We start from the raw sequence: 19,146 nt of genomic DNA, 5'->3' as shown, positions 1-19,146 counted from the left end.
TAGCACGGGTTGGCGTATTTTGCAGTTCGGCAGAGCGACCGGGTTCCGGACAGTCCGGCGGCATCAATCCCGCTTGGACGTCTCGTATTTCGCCGAAACCTCATAATAGTCGTTGAAGCCGATCCGGTCCCGCAGCTCCTTGAAGTCCATGAGATCCGGTTTTCGATCCTGGTCGCTCTTCAGCTGCCGCAGCGTCGCCACCATTGCCTTCATGGCGCTGGCCATCAGGGTCAGCGGATAGGCGGCAATGGCGTAACCGATGTCCTGAAGCTCTTCATGCGAGAGGTCGGGAGTTTCGCCGCCTTCCACGATGTTGGCCATCTTCGGACCCGGCAGTTCCCGGCAGATTTCCTGCATTTCGGCAACCGTCTTGGGCGCCTCGACAAACAGGATATCAGCGCCGAGTTCCTTGAACTTTGCCGCCCGGGCAATTGCCTCGGCAAGGCCGTGCTCATGACGGGCATCGGTCCGGGCAAGGATCAGGATATCGGCCCCTGCCTCCTTGGCATCCTGCGCCGCCCGGATCCGGTCAAAGGCTTCCTCGCGGGAAACGACCGCCTTGCCAGGCGTGTGACCGCAGCGTTTCGGAGCCACCTGGTCCTCGATCATCACCGCCGCAGCGCCTGCCTTGGCCATGCCGGTCACGGTCCGGCGCACGTTCATGGCATTTCCGTAACCTGTGTCGCCATCCGCCAGCAGCGGAATCCGGACCGCATCGGTGATGTTACGCGCCTGATCGAGCACTTCGCCATAGGACATCAGCCCCAGATCCGGCTGCCCGATCCGCGATGCGGAGGCGGCAAAACCGGACATGAAGGTGAGATCGAACCCTGCCTGCTCGATCAGCTTGGCTGACAAGGCATCATAACAGCAAGGCATGACGTGAAGTTTCGGCTGCTCCAGCAGCGCGCGAAGGGTAGCTGCCGGTGACGGCATGACAAAAACCTCAGAACTTGAATGGCAGATAGAGCGCGAGATCGGTCCAGACATACAGGATCGCGACCGAAATCAACATGATCACCAGGAATGGCAGCACGCCACGGGAGACGTCGGACAGTTTCGATCGCGCGACTGACTGGATGACATAGAGATTGAGCCCGACCGGCGGTGTGATCAGGGCGCATTCCACCATGACGACCATATAGACGCCGAACCAGATCGGATCGAAGCCCAATGCCATGGCTGCCGGCAGCAGCACGGGCGTCATGATCAACACCATGGACAGCGCCTCGAACACCAGCCCCATGATCAGAAGCACGATCGAAACCACGATGATGAATGCGAGCGGCGTATCGATGGTCTGGCCGATGAAGACCGAGATATCCTGCGGGATCCGGTAAAGCGTGATCGCCTTGCCGAACACCTTGGCCCCGGCAATGATCAAGACGATGGCAACGGTCGTCACCATGGCATCGAACGCGGCTTCCTTCAGACCCTGCCAGGTAAGCGTACGCAGGATGGGCCCGGTAATCAGAAGCGCCACGGCAAAGCCGATAGCTGCAGCTTCCGTCGGTGTCGCCGCGCCGCTGTAGATGGCGCCGATAACAACAAGCGCCAACAGGATCGAGGGAAATGCCCGCACAGTTGCCCGCATCCGCTCGTCCCAGCTTGACGCCGGCTCCGGCGTGTAGCCGCCGAACCAGCGGGCATAGACCATGGAAAAAACGATGAAGAACACCACAAGCATAAGGCCCGGGCCAACACCCGCCAGGAACAGCGCGATCACCGACTGTTCGGTAACGAAGCCATAGACGATCATCGGGATAGACGGCGGGATCAGAATGCCGAGCGTGCCACCTGCGGCAAGCAGGCCGTAGACGAATTTCCGCTCATAGCCGCGCTGGATCATTTCCGGGATCGCAACTGTTCCGATGGTGGCGGCCGTTGCCACCGACGATCCGGAAATGGCTGCGAAGATGGCGCAGGACAGGATGGTCGCGACGGCCAGTCCACCCGGCCAGTGACCGACCCAGGCATGAACGGCGGCAAAGAGATCCCGCCCGACCCCGCCTTTCAGCAGGATGTTGGACATCAGCAGGAACAGCGGTACCGCCAGAAGAATGAAGCCATCCAGCGTCGACAGGATCGCCTGAGGCGCCATCAGCGGCGAGAAACCACCGAGAATGAGCATTCCAAGGCCGAGACCGCCCAGCGCGAACGCCACCGGCACGCGGATCAGCAACAAGGTGAACAGCGAAGCGAGAATGAGAACCGTCGTCATTCCATCACCACCGCTTCATGATCGCCCGACTTGGGCTTCTGGCCCAGCTCAATGAGGGCCTGCACGAACAGAAGTGCAAACCCGACAGGAACGGACAGTTCGGAGATCCACATGGGAAGGTCCAGCATGGAGCCCGAGGTGCGGCCTCGCTCGAAGGAATCGTAGAAGATCCCGCCACCCTTCCAGGCGACCAAGATGCTGAACACCGCAACAAAGCCCATGGCAACCACATGGCAGGCGCGGCGCCAGCCCGGGCTCAGCTGGTCTGTCAGCGCATCAACCGCAATGTGCCGACCGGCTTTCAACAGCCATGGCATAGCAAGCATGGTGCCCCAGATCAGGCACAGCTGAGACAACTCCGACGCCCAGATGGTCGGTGCAACGAAAAGATACCGGGCCAGAACTTCATAGGTGAGCATGCAGCCCACGGCGACGAACAGCAGCGCGGCGATCCAGGCAAAGGCCTGAAGAAGAAAATAGAAGGCTTTCATGAAACCATCTGTCGATCGAGCAATCGGCAAGGCCGGGAAAAGACGGCCGGTGAAACCCGGTCGCGAAAAGACACCGGAACTCCGGCATCCGTGACTGGAAGCGGCCAGCATGACCGCGGCCGCTTCCGTCGTTCAGGATCCGCGGACCGTCAGAATTTCTGAGCGGCTTCGAGAACCTGCTTGCCGAGGGGGCCCGCTTTTTCGACGAAGTTGTCGTAGACCGGCTGGCTTACGCTTTTCCAGGCGGTCATTTCTTCTGCGGTCGGCGTGTAGATGGTCATGCCGTTCTGCTCCGAAATCTCGTAAGCTTCAGCTTCGATCTGGGACATCCGATCCCGCACATCGGCTTCCGCCTTGAGGGCAGCAGCCTCGATGATCTTCTTGTGCTCATCCGGCAGGCCGTTCCAGAAATCGGTGTTCACCACGACGATGAACTCGATATCCGCATTGTTGGTCACGGTGATCGTGTCCATGACTTCCCAGAGCTTGCGGGATTTCACGCCGGAAACGCCGGTCATGCCGATGTCCACGGTGCCGCGCTGGTAGGCCAGATACTGTTCGGAACCGGAAATCAGCGTCGGCGCACCGCCGGCAACCGTGACAAAATCGCCAAGCGTCTTGCCGAAGACGCGAACCTTCTTGCCTTTCAGATCTTCCGGGGTTTTCAGCGGTCCGCCATTGGACAGCATGATGGAGCCGCCATAAGCCTGCCACCACAGAACGGTGGAACCGGTTTCCGCGATTGCCTCATCCAGCGGTCCGCGCACCGGAGATCCCTTGGCTACGGCCGCACGAACCTTTTCTTCCGTGTCGAACAGGAACGGCTGATAGAAGACGTCGACGGCAGGAATGTCGCCGACATAACGCGTCAGCGACGCAACGCCCATTTCAATGGAGCCGCTGCCGACGGCTGCCGGAACTTCGTTGTCCTTGTAAAGCTGAGCGGAATCGTAGATCTCCACGGCAATGTCGCCGTTGGAGTTTTTCTCTACTTCTTCCTTGAAGAGCTGCAGATTCTGGCCGAGGTGGCTCGTCAGAGGCAACTGCAGCGAAATGCGCAAGGTTGTGTCTGCTGCTTGTGCCGAACCGGCTGCCAGGCCAAGCGCCATTGCCGCGCCAAGCGCCCAGGAAAGTACTTTCATGTTTTCCTCCCAAATTTATGAAATCACTCTGGCAAAGCCTCCCGGTCCGGTCAACATGAACTGGCGTATAGGTGTGTTTTAGAAGCAGTTTTGCCGATCGCCCGCGGGTCAGCCACCCTGCCGGTCATTCCAGGCGATTGGCAGGCCTAAAACCCGACGGCCTTGCTTTTTGCGGTGCACAGGCAGATAACGACAGTCTTTTGACACACACGCCTGCTGTCCTGACAGCCGACCGTTGCGGACGTCCAGTCTATGAATTATCGCGCCATTGCTTTGCCAATCGGACGATTGCTCATCCTGATTTCAGTTCTGATGATCGTTCCGGGTATCGCGGATGTGTTCTCCAGAAACTCGGACTGGCAGGTCTTTCTGGTATCGGCCCTGGTTCTTGGAACCGCAGGCTTGCTCATGACCATGGCTTTCCAGGGAGAACAGCCGCCGAGCCACTTTCGCGAAGCGATCCTGTTCGTCAACGCCGCCTGGTTCACCTTCTCCTTCGCCGGTGCCGTACCCTTCTACTTCAGCGGCCTCGGCATCAGCTTCACCGACGCCTTCTTCGAGACCGCCTCCGGCCTGACCACAACCGGTTCGACAATCCTGACGGGTCTCGACACTCTGCCGCCGGGCATTTTGCTGTGGCGGGCGCTGCTGCAATGGGTTGGCGGCATTGGCGTGGTTGCCATCGGGATCTGGCTTCTGCCGGGTTTGCGCGTTGGTGGCAGCCAGCTCTTCGCGCTGGAATCGTCTGAAAATACCAGCAAGCCCTATGGTCATGTCGGCCCATTCGTCTACCGGCTGCTGGCCCTTTATGCCGGACTGTCGATTGCCTGCGCCACGCTCTACCTTCTGTGTGGAATGACCTTTTTCGAAGCGGTGATCCATTCCATGACCACCGTCTCGACAGGAGGCTTCTCCACGTCCGACCAGTCCTTCGGCCAATTCGACGGCCTCGCCGTTTATTGGGTCGCCTCGGTGTTCATGCTGGGATCCGCTGTGCCGTTCCTCTATCTGATCCGGAGTATCGAGCAACGGCATTGGGTAAAAGACGTCCAGATCATGCTGCTGCTTGCCATTGTCGCCGCAGCTTCGATCAGCGTGTTCCTGTTCGAGCGGTTCATCGGACATGACACGCCGTTCCAGATGTTCACATTCGCGGTCTTCAACGTGGTTTCGGTGATCACCACCACAGGCTATGCCGCCAACGACTACCTGCAGTTCGGTCCGCCCGTGATCGCGATTTTCTTCGTGCTGACGTTCTTCGGCGGCTGCAGCGGATCCACGTCCGGAGGCTTCAAGATGTTCCGGATCGCAATTTTGGGCAGTTACATCCAGGGCCTGTTCCGACGGATGATCCGGCCACACCGGGTGGTCGAGCCGAAATACCAGGGCCGGGCCGTGTCAAATCCGGTTCTGGAAGGTGTGCTTGTCTTCGCCGTTCTTTATGCAGGCGCTTTTGCGGCGTTCTCGCTGGTCTACATGATGCTCGGTCTTGATCTCGAGACGGCGCTCAGCGCCTCCATCACAGCCCTTGCGAATGTCGGTCCCGGCGTTGGCGATACCATTGGTCCGTCCGGTACGTTCCAGTCCCTGCCGGATCTCGCCAAATGGTTTCTGGCGGTTCAGATGATCCTCGGTCGACTGGAAATCCTGGCAGGTATCCTGCTCCTGACACCGGATTTCTGGCTGGACTGAAGCCTGGCCCGACCGGATTGGCTCAATTGTTCGAGTAAAGTTCGAAAGTCCCTTCAAAACGGAAAACCACCGCCGGCGTGACCTTACCGACGGTGGTCTTGTTCGGGCAATCTGGCTGCTGACGCAGCCGACGGGGGGTTTGATTGCCCGAAGCCCGATTACGGCTGGACGGAGGAGAACTCTTCCGGATCCAGAAGGCTGTCCTGATTGCTGTCAGCCGCGTTGAATGCATCTTCGGAAAGGGTCGGGACGGCTGCCGCGATTTCCTCGAAGCTGACATAACCGTCCTGATCGAGATCCACCGCCTCGAACGACATGCCCTGGGCAAGAGCTGCGGAAGACGCGGTAAAGGCACCGATCAGAAGAGCAGCAGTAAGACGTTTGGACATGATATGACCTCCAATGGTTTGGGTCTTGTCAGGTGTCCCGTGTGCCATTCGGCTTTGGGCTCACCTGTCGTTCCGTCCGTTCGTCAGGCCCCTGCGACCCGTCGAACCGGAACGAGACAAACACTGCGGGCCGATCGCGACCGGCAAAGGGCAGCTCTTTGAAACCTTCGCGGCAATGTTGTGTTCCGCCATAGGGATCAGCCACAGGTCGGTCAAACTACCGTCATTTTTAACGATTTTGGGCAGTTCTGGGGCTTTTGCTGGAAAAATCAGTCTGAATATCTATTTGATTTTATTTATAAATTCGAAACAAACTGGTTGAAATGGCTATCCATGTTTCGGTTCGCGACCAGTCCTGCAAACCGAAGCAATACCAGTCCCGGTCTGATTGCCGTTCCGTGAAACGGCAGGCTCTGATCAGGTGTAGTCGCGCGAGCCGAAGATGGCGGATCCGACACGCACGTGCGTGGCCCCAAAGCCGACCGCGACCGGATAGTCGGAAGACATGCCCATGGAAAGCTGCTCAAGACCATTGCGGGCGGCGATTTTTTCCAGAAGCGCGAAATGTTCGCCCGGTGCTTCGTCGACCGGCGGAATGCACATCAGGCCGACAATGTTGAGCCCGACATCTTCCTTGCACTCTTTCACGAAGGCATCGACATCCTTCGGTGCGATGCCTGCCTTCTGGGGCTCTTCACCCGTGTTTACCTGAATGAAACACGGCAGATCCCTGCCCTGCTTTTCCATCTCGGCTTTCAATGCCCTCGCGATTTTCGGCCGGTCAACCGTATGGACGACATCAAAGGTCGCGACCGCTTCCTTGGACTTGTTGGATTGCAGCGGGCCGATCAGATGCAATTCGATACCATCAAAGTCCTCGCGAAGCCCCGGCCACTTGTGCATGGCTTCCTGCACCCTGTTTTCGCCGAAAACCTGCTGACCTGCCTCAAGCACCGGGCGGATCTCGTCCGCTTCGAAGGTCTTGGAAACCGCAATCAACGTTACCGACCCTTCCGGCCTGCCGAACTCGGCTTCGGCACTTCTGATATCTGCCTGGACGTTTGCCAGTCGGTCTGCTGCGGAGGTCATCAGTTGGTCCTTCAAATTGTCAGGTGCTCTGCCGGATCGCGCGTTCCTTCTCATAGGCCCGGTCGCCCCTTGATCTCAAGTGGTCTTTGCAAAGACCCAAGCAACCTGACGTGAGTGCACAGCCGGTGAATTTTCACGCCAGGTATTCAATCAGGTTCACCTTTTCCTAGAGGTTTGCCGATAGTGTCTCGCCGCTTGCATCAAATGAAGATGGAGGGCCCGGTGTGAGGCAACTCGGTTCATTTATCTGCATACTGATGTTGTTCTGCTTTCTGTACGTTCCTGCATCGCGGAGTGAAACCTTCACGTTCGCGGTTGGCGAATGGCCGCCTTTTATTGGCGCGAAGTCACCGGGCTTCGGAAGCCACACCCAGATCGTCAGGCGCGTAATCGAAAAAGCCGGGCATCAGGCGAAATTCGACTTTCTGCCCTGGCAGCGATCGTACCAGATGGTCAGGAACGGGACTTACGCCGCAACCTTTTCCTGGTCCTACACGGATGAACGAAGCGAGGAATTCTATTTTCCCGAACGACCCGTCGGACTGGCGACCTACGTACATTTTTACAAGAAAGACCGGTTTCCGGACGGCATCGGGCCACTGAGCTTCGATGGTCTTCGCAAGGAAGGGCTCTCCGTGGTCGCGGTCAGAAACTACTGGTATGAAGACATGCTGGAGGCTGCCGGTGTCACTGTTGAATATGTGTCGACGGAACAGCTTGCCTGGTCGATGCTTCTGCACGAACGGGCCGATGTCTATATGGAGAGCACGGAAGTCGGCATGATCCGGAAGGCCGTGTTCCTGGGTGACGAAGCAAGCCTGCTCGTTCACTCCCCCACCTTCCTGGAAGTGCCCATGTATCCCATGTTCAGCAGGAAACACCCGGACGGGCGGCGCCTGTTGGAAATCTGGGAAGCTTCAAGCCCGCCTGATCCCGAAACAACGCCGGAAGCGGCCATCCGATAGCTTTACGAATGCGGCGTTGCGAAATAAACAGGCATCTGCAAGATCAATCTCTTCTCACATGTTGACCCCGGACGCGATTTCTGGTGACAGTCCGGCAGTCAATCTTTCAGGAATTCCGCCGGATCCGGCGGCAAGAACAAACGGCACATTTGATGGCAACGGAACGGTACAATGCGCGCGAAGTCGAAGCGCGCTGGCAAAAGGTCTGGAACGACAAGGACGTCTTCGTCACCCACAACGACGATCCCCGCGACAAATACTATGTCCTTGAAATGTTCCCCTATCCGTCCGGCCGCATCCACATGGGCCACGTGCGCAACTACGCCATGGGCGATGTTGTTGCCCGTTACAAGCGCGCCAAGGGCTTCAACGTCCTGCATCCGATGGGCTGGGACGCTTTCGGCATGCCGGCGGAAAACGCGGCCATGCAGAACAAGGTTCATCCCAAGGACTGGACTTACGAAAACATCGCCACCATGCGCGACCAGCTCAAGATCATGGGCCTGTCGCTGGACTGGAGCCGGGAATTCGCGACTTGCGACGTCGCCTATTACACCCAGCAGCAGCGGCTTTTCCTGAAGTTCCTGGAGGCCGGCCTCGTCTACCGCAAGAACGCCAAGGTCAACTGGGACCCGGTCGACATGACGGTTCTGGCCAACGAACAGGTAATCGACGGTCGCGGCTGGCGCTCCGGCGCTCTGGTTGAGCAGCGCGAGTTGACCCAATGGTTCTTCAAGATTTCCGATTACTCGGAAGACCTGCTGGAGGCGATCGACACGCTCGACCGCTGGCCGGACAAGGTGCGTCTGATGCAGAAGAACTGGATCGGTCGCTCCGAAGGCCTGCGTGTGCGCTTCGAGTTCACCGAGGCTGCGCCCACCGGCGACAAGACGCTGGAAATCTTCACCACCCGTCCGGACACGCTGTTCGGTGCGTCCTTCATGGGCCTGTCGCCGGATCATCCGATCTCGACCAAGCTGGCGGAAAGCAATCCGGAGCTGAAAGCCTTCATCGAAGAGTGCCGCCGGGTCGGTACATCCGAAGAAGCAATTGAAAAGGCAGAGAAAAAAGGCCTCGATACCGGTCTGCGCGTCAAGCACCCGCTGGATGCCTCCATCGAGCTGCCGGTATATGTCGCCAACTTCATCCTGATGGACTATGGCACCGGCGCCATCTTTGCCTGCCCGGCACATGACCAGCGCGACCTTGACTTCGCCCGCAAATACGGCCTGCCTGTCACGCCCGTCGTGCTGCCGAAGGACGCCGATCCGGCAACCTTTGATGTAGCCGACGAGGCTTTCACCGACGACGGCACCATCTTCAACTCCGACTTCCTCAACGGTCTTTCCATTCCGGACGCCAAGGAAGCGGTGGCCAAGAAGCTGGAAGAAATCACCGTCGACGGCGCGTCCCAGGCAGAGCGCCAGGTGAATTACCGCCTGCGCGACTGGGGCATTTCACGTCAGCGCTACTGGGGCTGCCCGATCCCGGTCATTCATTGCGACGATTGCGGTGTGGTACCGGAGAAGGACGAGAACCTGCCGGTCCAGCTGCCGGACGACATCAACTTCGACAAGCCCGGTAATCCGCTCGACCGACACCCGACCTGGCGCAACACGTCCTGCCCGAAATGCGGCAAGCCTGCCCGCCGCGAATCCGACACCATGGACACCTTCGTGGACAGTTCCTGGTACTTCGCCCGCTTCACGGCGCCGGACTGCGATCAGCCGACCGACCCGGAAGCCGCCAACGGCTGGCTGCCGGTGGACCAGTATATCGGCGGTATCGAGCATGCCATCCTGCACTTGCTCTATTCCCGTTTCTTCACGCGGGCGATGCAGAAGGTCGGTGCGCTTGATCTGAAGGAGCCGTTCAAGGGCCTGTTTACTCAGGGCATGGTCACCCACGAGACCTATCGCGTCGGCGAAGGTGCGAACGGGCGCTGGATTGCCCCGTCCGAGATCCGTATCGAGGATGTCGACGGCAAGCGCCGCGCGGTTCTTGTCGAAACCGGTGAAGACGTTGCCATCGGCTCCATCGAGAAGATGTCGAAGTCGAAGAAGAACACTGTCGATCCGACCGACATCATCGACACCTACGGCGCCGATACCGCCCGCTGGTTCATGCTGTCCGACAGCCCGCCGGAGCGGGACGTGATCTGGACCGAGGACGGCGTGCAGGGTGCCTGGCGTTTTGTCCAGCGCGTCTGGCGCCTGATCGGCGACATTGCCGAGAAGATCGAACCGCGTGGCGGCAAGGCACCGGAAGTCGACGGCAAGGCGCTTGATCTGCGCCGGGCCAGCCACAAGACCCTGGCGGCCGTTTCCGCCGATCTGGAAGGCCTCGGCTTCAACCGGGCCGTGGCCCGCCTCTATGAGCTGGTCAACACCATCAGCAAGGTCTTCAACGAGGGCGAAGCCGATGCCGGCACCGAATATGCCGTACGTGAAGCAGCCGACTACCTCGTGCAGATGATGGCTCCGATGATGCCGCACCTGGCAGAAGAATGCTGGTCTGCACTCGGCCATGACAATCTGATTTCGGAAGCAAGCTGGCCGCAGGCCGACGAGGCCCTGCTGTCCGACGACACCGTCACCTACCCGATCCAGATCAACGGAAAGAAACGCGGTGAACTGACGATTGCAAAAGAGGCTTCCAAAGACGAGGTCGAAGCGGCTACCTTGGCCCTCGACGCAGTCAAGAAGGCTCTTGAAGGCAAGGCGCCGAAGAAGATTATCGTGGTACCGCAAAGGATCGTGAATGTCGTTGTTTAACAACCTCTTCCAGAGCAGCGGCGCGTTGCGGCGCGCTGCCCTTTGCGCCGGACTGGCAGCTGCCATGGCTCTGGGCGGATGTCAGGTCCGCCCGCTTTACGGCAGCAGCACGGGCGACTTCGGTTCCCAGCCCTCTCCCGTAGCGGCGGAACTTGCGGCGATCGACCTGGAATCCATCTCCAGCCAGTACGCCAACGACGATGCATCGCGTGTTCTCTACAACGAGCTGACCTACCGGTTCGAACGTGGGGCCGGCTCTGGTGCCAAGAAATATCGTCTCAAGGTGTTGATGGACATCGGCAGCTCGGAAGTCGGTGTTGAACAGTTCTCCGACGTGCCTTCCGCCTACACGACCACGATGAACTCGACCTTCGTCCTGAGCGATCTGGCGACCGACGAGACCCTGATGACCGGCCGGGCGTTCAAATCCGCTTCCTACGACTTCTCCAACCAGCGTTTTGCCAACACCCGTGCCTATCGTGATGCGCAGGAACGTGTCGCCAAGGCAGTTGCTGACGATATCGCAGCCCGGATTGCCGGCTATTTCGCCAGCCAGTCTTAACACTGACCCCGGAGGCAAACGGCCGTGACCGTCCTCAAAGCCGCGGAGATTGACCGTTTCGTCGCCAATCCCCCGGAGGCTGGCGGCGTTGTCCTGATCTTCGGTCCGGATACCGGACTCGTATCGGAACGCGCCACCCGCCTCGTCAACAAGGCCTCCGAAGGCGAAAGCGATCCGTTCAATCTGGTCAAGCTTGATGCATCTGATCTCGGTTCGGATCCGAATCGGCTGATCGACGAAGTTCTGACCGTTCCGCTTTTTGGTGGCCGCAGGATCGTCTGGGTGAAGGATGCTTCCTCCCGCAACCTCAATCCTGCAGTCGAACCCGTTCTGAAGCTGGACGACTGGCAGACGCTGGTGGTCCTTGAGGGCGGCGACATCAAAAAGGGCGTCGGCCTCAGAAAGCTGATCGAATCGCACAAACGCGCCGTTGCGCTGCCCTGTTATGCCGACAATGACCGGGGCATCGACCAATTGATCGACGAGGAAACCCGCGAAGCCGGTCTTTCGGTTACCCGGGAAGCCCGGGCAGCACTGCACAGCCTGCTGGGCGGTGATCGCATGGCCAGCCGCGGTGAGCTGAAAAAACTCTGCCTCTATGCCCTCAACAAGGGCCGGATCGACAGCGAGGATGTCGAGGCTATCATCGGCGATGCATCCGCCTTCGAAATGTCGGAGCTGATTGATGCTGCAGCATCGGGAGACCTTGCCTTGCTGGACCACGGGCTGGAACGGCTTGCGGAAGCCGGCTCCAAGGCCTCGGTAATCGCCAACCAGACATTGAAGCATTTTCAACATTTGCACCGGATGCGAATCGATATCGAACAGGGCAAAAACGCCCAGGCCGTCGTAGATGGACAGCGACCGCCTATCTTCTTCTCCCGCAAGCCGAAATTCACCCAGCAGCTGCGGATCTGGTCCCTGACGGATCTGGAACGCGCCATGGACATTCTGAGCGAGGCTACACGCATTTCCCGCCTCAACGATGCCCTTGGTGTACCCGTCCTCTCCGAAGCCCTCCTGAAACTCGGCAGAGCCGCCAGAGCGCGACAACAGCGGCGCTAACGAGTTACCTGCTCCTCTCCCTGAGTCTCCCTGTATTCTTTGCGTTCGCTCACACACCTCCCTCATCCTGAGGAAGCGCGCAAGCGCTGTCTCGAAGGATGGGCGGCAACCACCGGGACATGTCGGCCATTCTGCGAGACGGGCCTGATGACAGTCCTCGGGATGAGGGATGTTGGGGTTCCAGGCTGGCAAAATCAAAACAAAAAAGCCGGAGCAATAATCGCTCCGTCTCTAAAATTTAAAATAAATTCAATATCTTAGCGCGTCTCAACGCCCAGCTTCTTGCAGATCTCGTCGAGCTGTTCCAGCGACGTGTACTTGATCTTCAGGTCGCCCGATTCCTTGCCCGGCTTGTGGCCGACGGTGACTTTCAGACCGAGCGTGTCGGTGAGGCGCTTTTCCAGAGCCTTGGTGTCGGCGTCCTTCGGGGCCTTCTCGGTCGGGGTCTTCTGGCCCATCAGTTTGGCGAGAGCATCCGGGTCCTGGGCGATCTTTTCGGTCTCGCGGACGCTGAGGCCTTTTTCGACGATCAGATCGGCAAGTGCGCTCGGGTCCTCGATTGTGATCAGCGCCCGGGCATGACCGGCAGTGAGCAGGCCTTCGTGCAGATAGTCCTTTACCGAATTCGGCAGCTTCAGCAGTCGCATGGTGTTGGCCACGTGGCTACGGCTCTTGCCGATCACCTTGGCAAGTTCGCCCTGGCTGTAGCTAAACTCGGCGGTGAGCTGCTCATAGCCCATCGCTTCTTCGATCGGGTTGAGATCGGCACGCTGGACGTTCTCGATAATGGCGAGCTCAAGCGCTTCCTGATCGGTCACGTCCCGAATGATGATCGGTGCTTCGTGCAGCCCGGCCCGCTGTGCGGCCCGCCAGCGGCGCTCGCCGGCGATGATCTCGAAACGATTGGCCTTCCCTGCTGCCGGACGTACCAGGATCGGCTGGACGATGCCTTTTGCCTTCAGGGACTCGGAAAGATCCGCCAGGTCTTTCTCGGTGAAGGTTTTGCGCGGGTTGCGCGGGTTGGGCTCCAGATGTTCGATCGGCACCCTGCGGGAGTCGCGAATGATCTTTTCCGGCGGTGCGGCCGCTTCGGGAGCCGAATCCCCGATCAGCGCCGCCAAACCACGGCCCAAACGCTTGTTCTTGACGTCTCTTTCCGCCATACCGCACCTTTTTCTTCTTATATTTCAATAGGATATAGCATGGCGACTGTGCCTCTTCGCCGCCATGCATCAAGGCTCGCCAAAACGGAGCCGAATCGATCGGGCTTTATGCCGCGACGCGTCGCAGTTCGCGCTCACGCTGGATGATTTCAGACGCAAGCCGCAGATAGGCCTGGCTGCCGGCGCATTTCAAATCGTAAAGCAGCGCCGGCTTGCCATAGGACGGAGCTTCCGAAATGCGAACGTTGCGCGGAATGATCGTTTCGTAAACCGCGTCACCCATGGTTTCGCGCACATCGGCGACCACCTGGCTGGAGAGGTTGTTGCGGCTGTCATACATGGTCAGAACGATGCCATGGATGCTGAGTTCAGGATTAAGCGCGTTCTTGACCTGCTCAACCGTGCTGAGCAACTGGCTGAGACCTTCAAGCGCGAAGAACTCGCATTGCAGCGGCACCAGGATGGAGTGCGACGCAGACAAGGCATTGATCGTCAGCAGGTTCAGTGACGGCGGACAGTCGACCAGCACGTAGGTAAAGCCGATCTCCTGGAACAGACGCGAATGGGTCAGGTTCTCGATGGCACTGCGCAGGCGGAACGCCCGGTCACCCGTGGAGGCGATTTCCAGCTCGAGGCCCAGCAGATCCATTGTGGACGGCGCCACCCAAAGACGCTGCACCGCCGTTTCGCGAACGGCCTCTGCAAGGGAGCAGTCACCGCTCAGAACTTCATACGTCGACAGACCACGGTCGCGATGCTCGATACCCAGACCCGTTGAAGCGTTACCCTGCGGGTCAAGGTCAATCACCAGAACTTTTTCGCCAATCGCCGCAAGCGCCGTGCCGAGGTTAATGGCGGTCGTGGTTTTGCCCACCCCACCCTTCTGATTTGCTAGCGCGAGAACGCGCGGCATTTCGGGAAGCATGCTCATTGCTACAACACCTTCCTGGCTACTCCGGCCGGGCTGAAATATTCGAGAAAAGAAGCATCCGGCTCATTGGATCAACAAGACTGTCTTTTTCTATCATGTCGAACTGCCAACGGGCAGTAGCTTCGTTAACTTCTCGCTGAAAATCCTGACCTTTGTGGAAAACAGCCTTTGCGCCGGCTGCCGTAAACGGCTCTGAAAGCTGAAAAAGCAGATCCAGCGACGCCAACGCGCGCGCAGAAACAGCGTCCACCCGGCCGTGCTTCCAATCTTTCGCAACCGATTCGATCCGGCCAGGATGCACTGTCCCCTTGGACCCTGTCTCCCTTAAGGCCGTTCTGAGAAATGCCACCTTGCGCTGGTTGCTCTCGATCATGTGTACATGTGCGTCCGGCTCATCGGCGAGCAGGATTGCGGTCACCACACCGGGAAACCCACCGCCGCTGCCGATATCAACCCAGGTCCTTGCTTCCGGATTACACCATTGGGTTTGCAGGCTATCCGCCACGTGACGGGTCCAGATATCCGGGATGGTCGACGGTGCAATGAGGTTTTGCGCAGGCTGCCATTTCAGAACGAGGTCGACGTAAATCTGGAGTCTATCCAACGTTTCACGTGAAACATCCCCAAACTTATGCACAACCTGTCCAGAGGTATTCAACATCACCGGGCGGCCCATCAGGCAGCCCCTTTCTGGCTCTGGCGCTTCAGATGCGACAGGATCAGCGTGAGCGCGGCGGGTGTCATACCATCCATGCGAGAAGCCTGGCCAAGAGTGGCCGGACGAATGTCGATCAGTTTCTGGCGCACTTCATTGGAAAGACCAATGATCGCTTCGTAGTCGAAACCATCCGGGATCGACAAGGCTTCATCACGTTTCAAGGCTTCGATATCTGCCATCTGACGATCGAGATAAACGGCATAAAGCGCATCTGTCGCAACCTGCTCAGCGATCGCCGGATCAATATCCTTCAGTTCGGGCCAGATGTCCGTCAGGCCCTCGAAGGTGACATTGGGATAGGACAGCAGATCGAAGGCAGACCGGCGAATGCCGTCCTGGTTTACAGGCAGGCCCTTCTTCTGAGCTTCGGAAGGCGTCACGGTCAGTCTCGTCAGAAGATCCCGCGCGGTGGCGATCCTGGCCATCTTGTCTTCAAAGGCTTCTCTACGTGTGGTGGATACGCACCCAATAGCGATACCCAAAGGGGTCAGGCGCTGGTCCGCATTATCCGCCCGCAGGGACAACCGGTACTCTGCACGCGATGTGAACATCCGATAGGGTTCGGTGATGCCCCTGGTGATCAGGTCATCGATCATGACACCGATATATCCCTCGGACCGGTCAACCACGAACGGCGCCTTGCCGGCAGCCTTCAGAGCGGCGTTGAGCCCGGCCACAAGACCCTGTGCCCCAGCTTCCTCATACCCGGTCGTACCGTTGATCTGGCCGGCCAGGTAAAGACCAGAGCACCGCTTGGCTTCCAGTGTCGGACGCAGCTCGCGCGGGTCGACATGGTCATATTCGATCGCGTAACCCGGCTGCAGTACCACCACATCTTCCAGACCCGGAATGGTCTTCAGAAACGCTATCTGCGCATCTTCCGGCAACGATGTAGAAATGCCGTTCGGATAGACGGTGTGATCGTCCAGTCCTTCCGGCTCCAGGAAAATCTGGTGCCCGTCCCTGTCGCCGAAGCGAACGATCTTGTCTTCGATGGATGGACAATAGCGTGGCCCCCGCCCCTTGATCTCGCCTGAATACATAGCAGAGCGAGAAAGGTTCTCACGAATGATGCGATGTGTCTCGGGCGTCGTGCGTGTGATGTGGCACGGGATCTGAGGTGTCTCGATCCTGTCCGTCAGGGTGGAAAACGGAATCGGGTCGTCATCGCCCGGCTGCTCTTCCAGCCTGTCCCAGTGGATCGTCCGGCCGTCCAGCCGTGCGGGCGTACCTGTCTTGAGACGCCCAAGATCGAAGCCGATTTCCTCCAGTGATTCAGACAGCCCGAGTGCCGGCGCTTCGCCGGAGCGTCCCGCGGGTATCTTCTTGTCGCCGATATGAATGAGGCCCCGGAGAAATGTACCGCTCGTCAGCACGATGGCGCGGCAGTTGATCACCCGGCCATCGGCCAGTTCGATACCCGAGACAGAACGTTTTTCGCCGTCAACCGCAAACCGGATCTTGTGGGCTTCGCCTTCAACGACGCTCAGACCTTCGACAGCGGCAATCTCACGCTGCATCGCTTCCCGGTAGAGCTTGCGATCTGCCTGCGCACGCGGACCCCGCACCGCCGGTCCCTTGCGCCGGTTAAGCATGCGGAACTGGATCCCGCCCTTGTCGGCAACATGCCCCATCAATCCATCAAGCGCATCGATCTCGCGAACGAGGTGCCCCTTCCCCAGACCACCGATGGCCGGGTTACAGGACATCACACCGATTGTATCGAAGCGATGGGTGACCAGAGCAGTCGCGGCGCCAGCACGTGCCGATGCCGCCGCAGCTTCACAGCCGGCATGACCGCCACCAATCACCACCACATCGAATGTCAGGTCCAGTTCGTTCATAGTCTCTACCGCTCACGAAACCCGACAGCAGAGCCTCGGGTCCGGGTTTTTCCGGTTCGGTTTTCGGGATCTTTCTCCGGCCTAGGCCAGACTATCACAGGCCGCGCAAACCGGCACTTGTTCGCCGAGACTTATACGTGTGACGCAGCTGTAGGTCAAAGCGGAATTCAGGTCAGCAGACAGATCGTCTGGTGGCGCTGGTCATTTTGCACTTACGGCAGAGAAAATGATTCACGTGAAACATGTTCCGGTAGAGAATCGATCCGCAGTTCACCTGAGATGATTCACGTGAAACAGGTCACTTGCCGATACAGAAATCCCGGAAGATCACATCAAGCAAATCCTCGACATCGATCCTCCCGGTGATCCGCCCGAGAGCATCCGCAGCCCTGCGAAGGTCTTCCGCGCGCAATTCCGCCGGCAGGTGCACCATATCCACGGCAGCTCTCAGGCCGGACAGACAATCCTTGAGATAGTGACGGTGCCGTTCCCGGGTGGCCAGTGGTGCTTCGCCGACAGATATCGTTTCCTCAGCAAAACGGGTAAGCCGGGAAAAAAGTGGGTTCATACCTTCAGCGCTTTTGCTGGAACAAGCAATTTCCTGGATCGTTCCGGAAGAGTCTTGTTCCGGAAGAGTCTCAAGATCAGCCTTCGTTCGAACGGTCCAGACAGGCACGCTACGGCGAAGGTCTTCCGGAAGGCCGGCGACGACATCGTCCTGTTCCACCCCACCAGGCTCCACCGCCCACAGGATGAGATCCGCTCCCCGGCCCCGTTCCTCCGCCCGGCGTATGCCTTCCTTCTCAACCACACCCTCCGTCTTCCGGAGGCCGGCGGTATCGACAAGCGTCACGGGATACCCTGAAAGATCCAGATGAACCTCGATCACGTCCCGAGTCGTTCCGGCTTCTTCCGTGACGATGGCGACCTCCCGTCCTGCGATGGCATTCAGGAGACTGGACTTGCCGGCATTGGGTGCCCCCATCAGCACCACCTGCAAGCCGGACCGTAGACGCTCGCCGCTGCGGGATTTCTCAAGGTGCTCTGCAATCTCACCATGGAGCAGGGTTGCTTCCGCCCAGACTTCATCGGCCACGCTGCCAGGAACATCCTCTTCATCGGCAAAATCGAAGTCTGCCTCGATCATTGCGCGCATATGGATGAGACGCTTTCTCCAGTCGTCATAGAGCTTGCCGAGGGCTCCACCCATCTGACGGACTGCCTGCTTGCGCTGGCTCTCGGTCTCTGCGGCGATGAGATCTGCCAGGCCCTCGACTTCCGTCAGATCCATGCGGCCACGATCGAATGCGCGGCGCGTGAACTCCCCTGCCTCGGCAGGACGGCAATTCGAAAACCGGGAAAGTACGGACAGGAGGCTTGAGACCACGGCACGTCCACCATGGCATTGGAACTCGGCAACGTCCTCTCCCGTGAAGCTGGAAGGCCCTTCAAAGTAGAGTACCAGGGCCTCGTCGAGAACGTCCTTCGTTTCCGGATCCCGGAGCTTGGCCAGCATCGTCTTCCGCGGCTGTGGCACCTTGCCAGCCAGTGTCTCAACGATCTCCCTGGTACCTGGACCAGACACACGGATCATCGCAACGCCCGAAGGCACAGCTCCGCTAGAGAGCGCAAAGATCGTGTCAGCCATGGTGTCTTCCGGTTCGTGGTCGGGTCGTGGACCGCCTCTTTATCAACTCTCGTCACCGCGGAAAAGAACAAGCCTCGCCATTCCGCCGCCGAATCGAAGTTGCTGGCGATACGGCAATCTGTTTCACGTGAATCAATTGTCAGAAAGTACCTGGCTTGGACAGGAGCGGCTTTCCTCTCAGGCGCGGTTCTTGTGCCTCACACGCGCAGCTTCGGCCAGAGAGTACCCAGCCGCCGGCAGTTCCTGTTTCCCCTTCAAATCGGGTCCAGGACGGAAACACACTGAATGAGGGAATTGCATTTCGTTTGGCGAAACTACGTCACAGCCTCACAATCTGTCCGTAAGCTGAACATCGAGTTCTTTCACCCATGTCGTCACACGATGTAAGTGGAGGCGGTTAAGCTCCTGAACACAACAGTAGGCGATGAGTTCGGAGCCGATTCAAAACAGGG

16 protein-coding genes are annotated in these 19,146 nt (G+C 58.8%); 5 read left to right on the top strand and 11 right to left on the bottom strand.

Going from position 1 to position 19,146, the window contains the following annotated elements:
* Positions 1–63 precede the first annotated feature (63 nt).
* The 4 genes from ACYQ6M_RS23620 to ACYQ6M_RS23605 form a co-directional block, all read right to left on the bottom strand.
* Positions 64–936: an isocitrate lyase/PEP mutase family protein gene (locus ACYQ6M_RS23620; RefSeq protein WP_460075936.1), complete on the bottom strand. Its 873-nt coding sequence runs from the start codon at positions 934–936 to the stop codon at positions 64–66.
* Between the two features lie 10 nt (positions 937–946).
* Complete coding sequence (locus ACYQ6M_RS23615) at positions 947–2,221, bottom strand: TRAP transporter large permease (RefSeq protein WP_023002479.1); 1,275 nt, start codon at positions 2,219–2,221, stop codon at positions 947–949.
* A complete protein-coding gene (locus tag ACYQ6M_RS23610; RefSeq protein ID WP_023014458.1) occupies positions 2,218–2,712 on the bottom strand; it encodes a TRAP transporter small permease in 495 nt (164 codons plus the stop codon). Before ACYQ6M_RS23610 ends, ACYQ6M_RS23615 begins: the two co-directional genes overlap by 4 nt.
* 149 nt (positions 2,713–2,861) lie before the next feature.
* A complete protein-coding gene (locus tag ACYQ6M_RS23605) occupies positions 2,862–3,854 on the bottom strand; it encodes a TRAP transporter substrate-binding protein (protein WP_023002477.1) in 993 nt (330 codons plus the stop codon).
* Between the two features lie 252 nt (positions 3,855–4,106).
* Between ACYQ6M_RS23605 and ACYQ6M_RS23600 the strand changes: the two genes are divergently transcribed.
* The gene (locus ACYQ6M_RS23600; RefSeq protein WP_460075931.1) at positions 4,107–5,546 is read left to right on the top strand and encodes a TrkH family potassium uptake protein; all 1,440 of its coding nucleotides are present in this window, start codon (positions 4,107–4,109) and stop codon (positions 5,544–5,546) included.
* Positions 5,547–5,704: 158 nt separating this feature from the next.
* Here ACYQ6M_RS23600 and ACYQ6M_RS23595 read toward each other — a convergent pair whose 3' ends face one another.
* Both ACYQ6M_RS23595 and ACYQ6M_RS23590 read right to left on the bottom strand, forming a co-directional pair.
* Positions 5,705–5,935, bottom strand: a complete 231-nt coding sequence (locus tag ACYQ6M_RS23595; RefSeq protein ID WP_023002475.1) for an EF-hand domain-containing protein — start codon at positions 5,933–5,935, stop codon at positions 5,705–5,707.
* Positions 5,936–6,352: 417 nt separating this feature from the next.
* Entirely contained in the window at positions 6,353–7,024 is a 672-nt protein-coding gene (locus ACYQ6M_RS23590) for a YggS family pyridoxal phosphate-dependent enzyme (protein WP_023002474.1), read from the bottom strand.
* Between the two features lie 257 nt (positions 7,025–7,281).
* On the opposite strand from ACYQ6M_RS23590, the gene ACYQ6M_RS23585 reads away from it, so the two are divergent.
* The 4 genes from ACYQ6M_RS23585 (at position 7,282) to holA (ending at position 12,390) form a co-directional block, all read left to right on the top strand.
* The gene (locus ACYQ6M_RS23585; RefSeq protein ID WP_460075926.1) at positions 7,282–7,989 is read left to right on the top strand and encodes a substrate-binding periplasmic protein; all 708 of its coding nucleotides are present in this window, start codon (positions 7,282–7,284) and stop codon (positions 7,987–7,989) included.
* Positions 7,990–8,141: 152 nt separating this feature from the next.
* Positions 8,142–10,763 (top strand): leucine--tRNA ligase, encoded by a 2,622-nt coding sequence (gene leuS, locus ACYQ6M_RS23580; protein ID WP_055660550.1) that lies wholly within the window; start codon positions 8,142–8,144, stop codon positions 10,761–10,763.
* Positions 10,750–11,325 (top strand): hypothetical protein, encoded by a 576-nt coding sequence (locus ACYQ6M_RS23575; protein ID WP_031269989.1) that lies wholly within the window; start codon positions 10,750–10,752, stop codon positions 11,323–11,325. The genes leuS and ACYQ6M_RS23575 overlap by 14 nt, the downstream gene beginning before the upstream one ends.
* Positions 11,326–11,349: 24 nt before the next feature.
* On the top strand, positions 11,350–12,390 hold the full coding sequence (gene holA / locus ACYQ6M_RS23570; protein ID WP_075282741.1) for a DNA polymerase III subunit delta: 1,041 nt from the start codon (positions 11,350–11,352) through the stop codon (positions 12,388–12,390).
* A gap of 257 nt (positions 12,391–12,647) precedes the next feature.
* Here the strand turns inward: holA and ACYQ6M_RS23565 are convergent, their stop codons facing one another.
* From ACYQ6M_RS23565 to mnmE, 5 genes are all read right to left on the bottom strand, one after another.
* Entirely contained in the window at positions 12,648–13,553 is a 906-nt protein-coding gene (locus ACYQ6M_RS23565; RefSeq protein ID WP_055660242.1) for a ParB/RepB/Spo0J family partition protein, read from the bottom strand.
* Positions 13,554–13,659: 106 nt separating this feature from the next.
* Positions 13,660–14,484 (bottom strand): ParA family protein, encoded by an 825-nt coding sequence (locus ACYQ6M_RS23560; RefSeq protein WP_023002468.1) that lies wholly within the window; start codon positions 14,482–14,484, stop codon positions 13,660–13,662.
* 19 nt (positions 14,485–14,503) lie between these two features.
* The gene (gene rsmG / locus ACYQ6M_RS23555) at positions 14,504–15,145 is read right to left on the bottom strand and encodes a 16S rRNA (guanine(527)-N(7))-methyltransferase RsmG (protein ID WP_055660551.1); all 642 of its coding nucleotides are present in this window, start codon (positions 15,143–15,145) and stop codon (positions 14,504–14,506) included.
* Between the two features lie 14 nt (positions 15,146–15,159).
* Positions 15,160–17,046, bottom strand: coding sequence for a tRNA uridine-5-carboxymethylaminomethyl(34) synthesis enzyme MnmG (gene mnmG / locus ACYQ6M_RS23550; RefSeq protein ID WP_460075923.1), 1,887 nt, complete (start codon positions 17,044–17,046; stop codon positions 15,160–15,162).
* Positions 17,047–17,344: 298 nt separating this feature from the next.
* On the bottom strand, positions 17,345–18,694 hold the full coding sequence (mnmE, locus tag ACYQ6M_RS23545; protein WP_206908936.1) for a tRNA uridine-5-carboxymethylaminomethyl(34) synthesis GTPase MnmE: 1,350 nt from the start codon (positions 18,692–18,694) through the stop codon (positions 17,345–17,347).
* Positions 18,695–19,146: the final 452 nt, after the last annotated feature.

The sequence above is a fragment of the Roseibium sp. ROS1 genome (genome assembly GCF_054658215.1).
The sequence above is the reverse complement of the archived record's forward strand: the minus strand, read 5'-3'. Positions and strand labels throughout refer to the sequence as shown.

Excerpts from the sequence above, each read along its gene's own strand:
- ACYQ6M_RS23620 (WP_460075936.1), bottom strand. The coding sequence starts at position 936 with ATGCCGTCACCGGCAGCTACCCTTCGCGCGCTGCTGGAGCAGCCGAAA.
- ACYQ6M_RS23615 (WP_023002479.1), bottom strand. The coding sequence starts at position 2,221 with ATGACGACGGTTCTCATTCTCGCTTCGCTGTTCACCTTGTTGCTGATC.
- ACYQ6M_RS23610 (WP_023014458.1), bottom strand. The coding sequence starts at position 2,712 with ATGAAAGCCTTCTATTTTCTTCTTCAGGCCTTTGCCTGGATCGCCGCG.
- ACYQ6M_RS23605 (WP_023002477.1), bottom strand. The coding sequence starts at position 3,854 with ATGAAAGTACTTTCCTGGGCGCTTGGCGCGGCAATGGCGCTTGGCCTG.
- ACYQ6M_RS23600 (WP_460075931.1), top strand. The coding sequence starts at position 4,107 with ATGAATTATCGCGCCATTGCTTTGCCAATCGGACGATTGCTCATCCTG.
- ACYQ6M_RS23595 (WP_023002475.1), bottom strand. The coding sequence starts at position 5,935 with ATGTCCAAACGTCTTACTGCTGCTCTTCTGATCGGTGCCTTTACCGCG.
- ACYQ6M_RS23590 (WP_023002474.1), bottom strand. The coding sequence starts at position 7,024 with ATGACCTCCGCAGCAGACCGACTGGCAAACGTCCAGGCAGATATCAGA.
- ACYQ6M_RS23585 (WP_460075926.1), top strand. The coding sequence starts at position 7,282 with ATGTTGTTCTGCTTTCTGTACGTTCCTGCATCGCGGAGTGAAACCTTC.
- leuS (WP_055660550.1), top strand. The coding sequence starts at position 8,142 with ATGGCAACGGAACGGTACAATGCGCGCGAAGTCGAAGCGCGCTGGCAA.
- ACYQ6M_RS23575 (WP_031269989.1), top strand. The coding sequence starts at position 10,750 with ATGTCGTTGTTTAACAACCTCTTCCAGAGCAGCGGCGCGTTGCGGCGC.
- ACYQ6M_RS23565 (WP_055660242.1), bottom strand. The coding sequence starts at position 13,553 with ATGGCGGAAAGAGACGTCAAGAACAAGCGTTTGGGCCGTGGTTTGGCG.
- ACYQ6M_RS23560 (WP_023002468.1), bottom strand. The coding sequence starts at position 14,484 with ATGAGCATGCTTCCCGAAATGCCGCGCGTTCTCGCGCTAGCAAATCAG.
- rsmG (WP_055660551.1), bottom strand. The coding sequence starts at position 15,145 with ATGTTGAATACCTCTGGACAGGTTGTGCATAAGTTTGGGGATGTTTCA.
- mnmG (WP_460075923.1), bottom strand. The coding sequence starts at position 17,046 with ATGAACGAACTGGACCTGACATTCGATGTGGTGGTGATTGGTGGCGGT.
- mnmE (WP_206908936.1), bottom strand. The coding sequence starts at position 18,694 with ATGGCTGACACGATCTTTGCGCTCTCTAGCGGAGCTGTGCCTTCGGGC.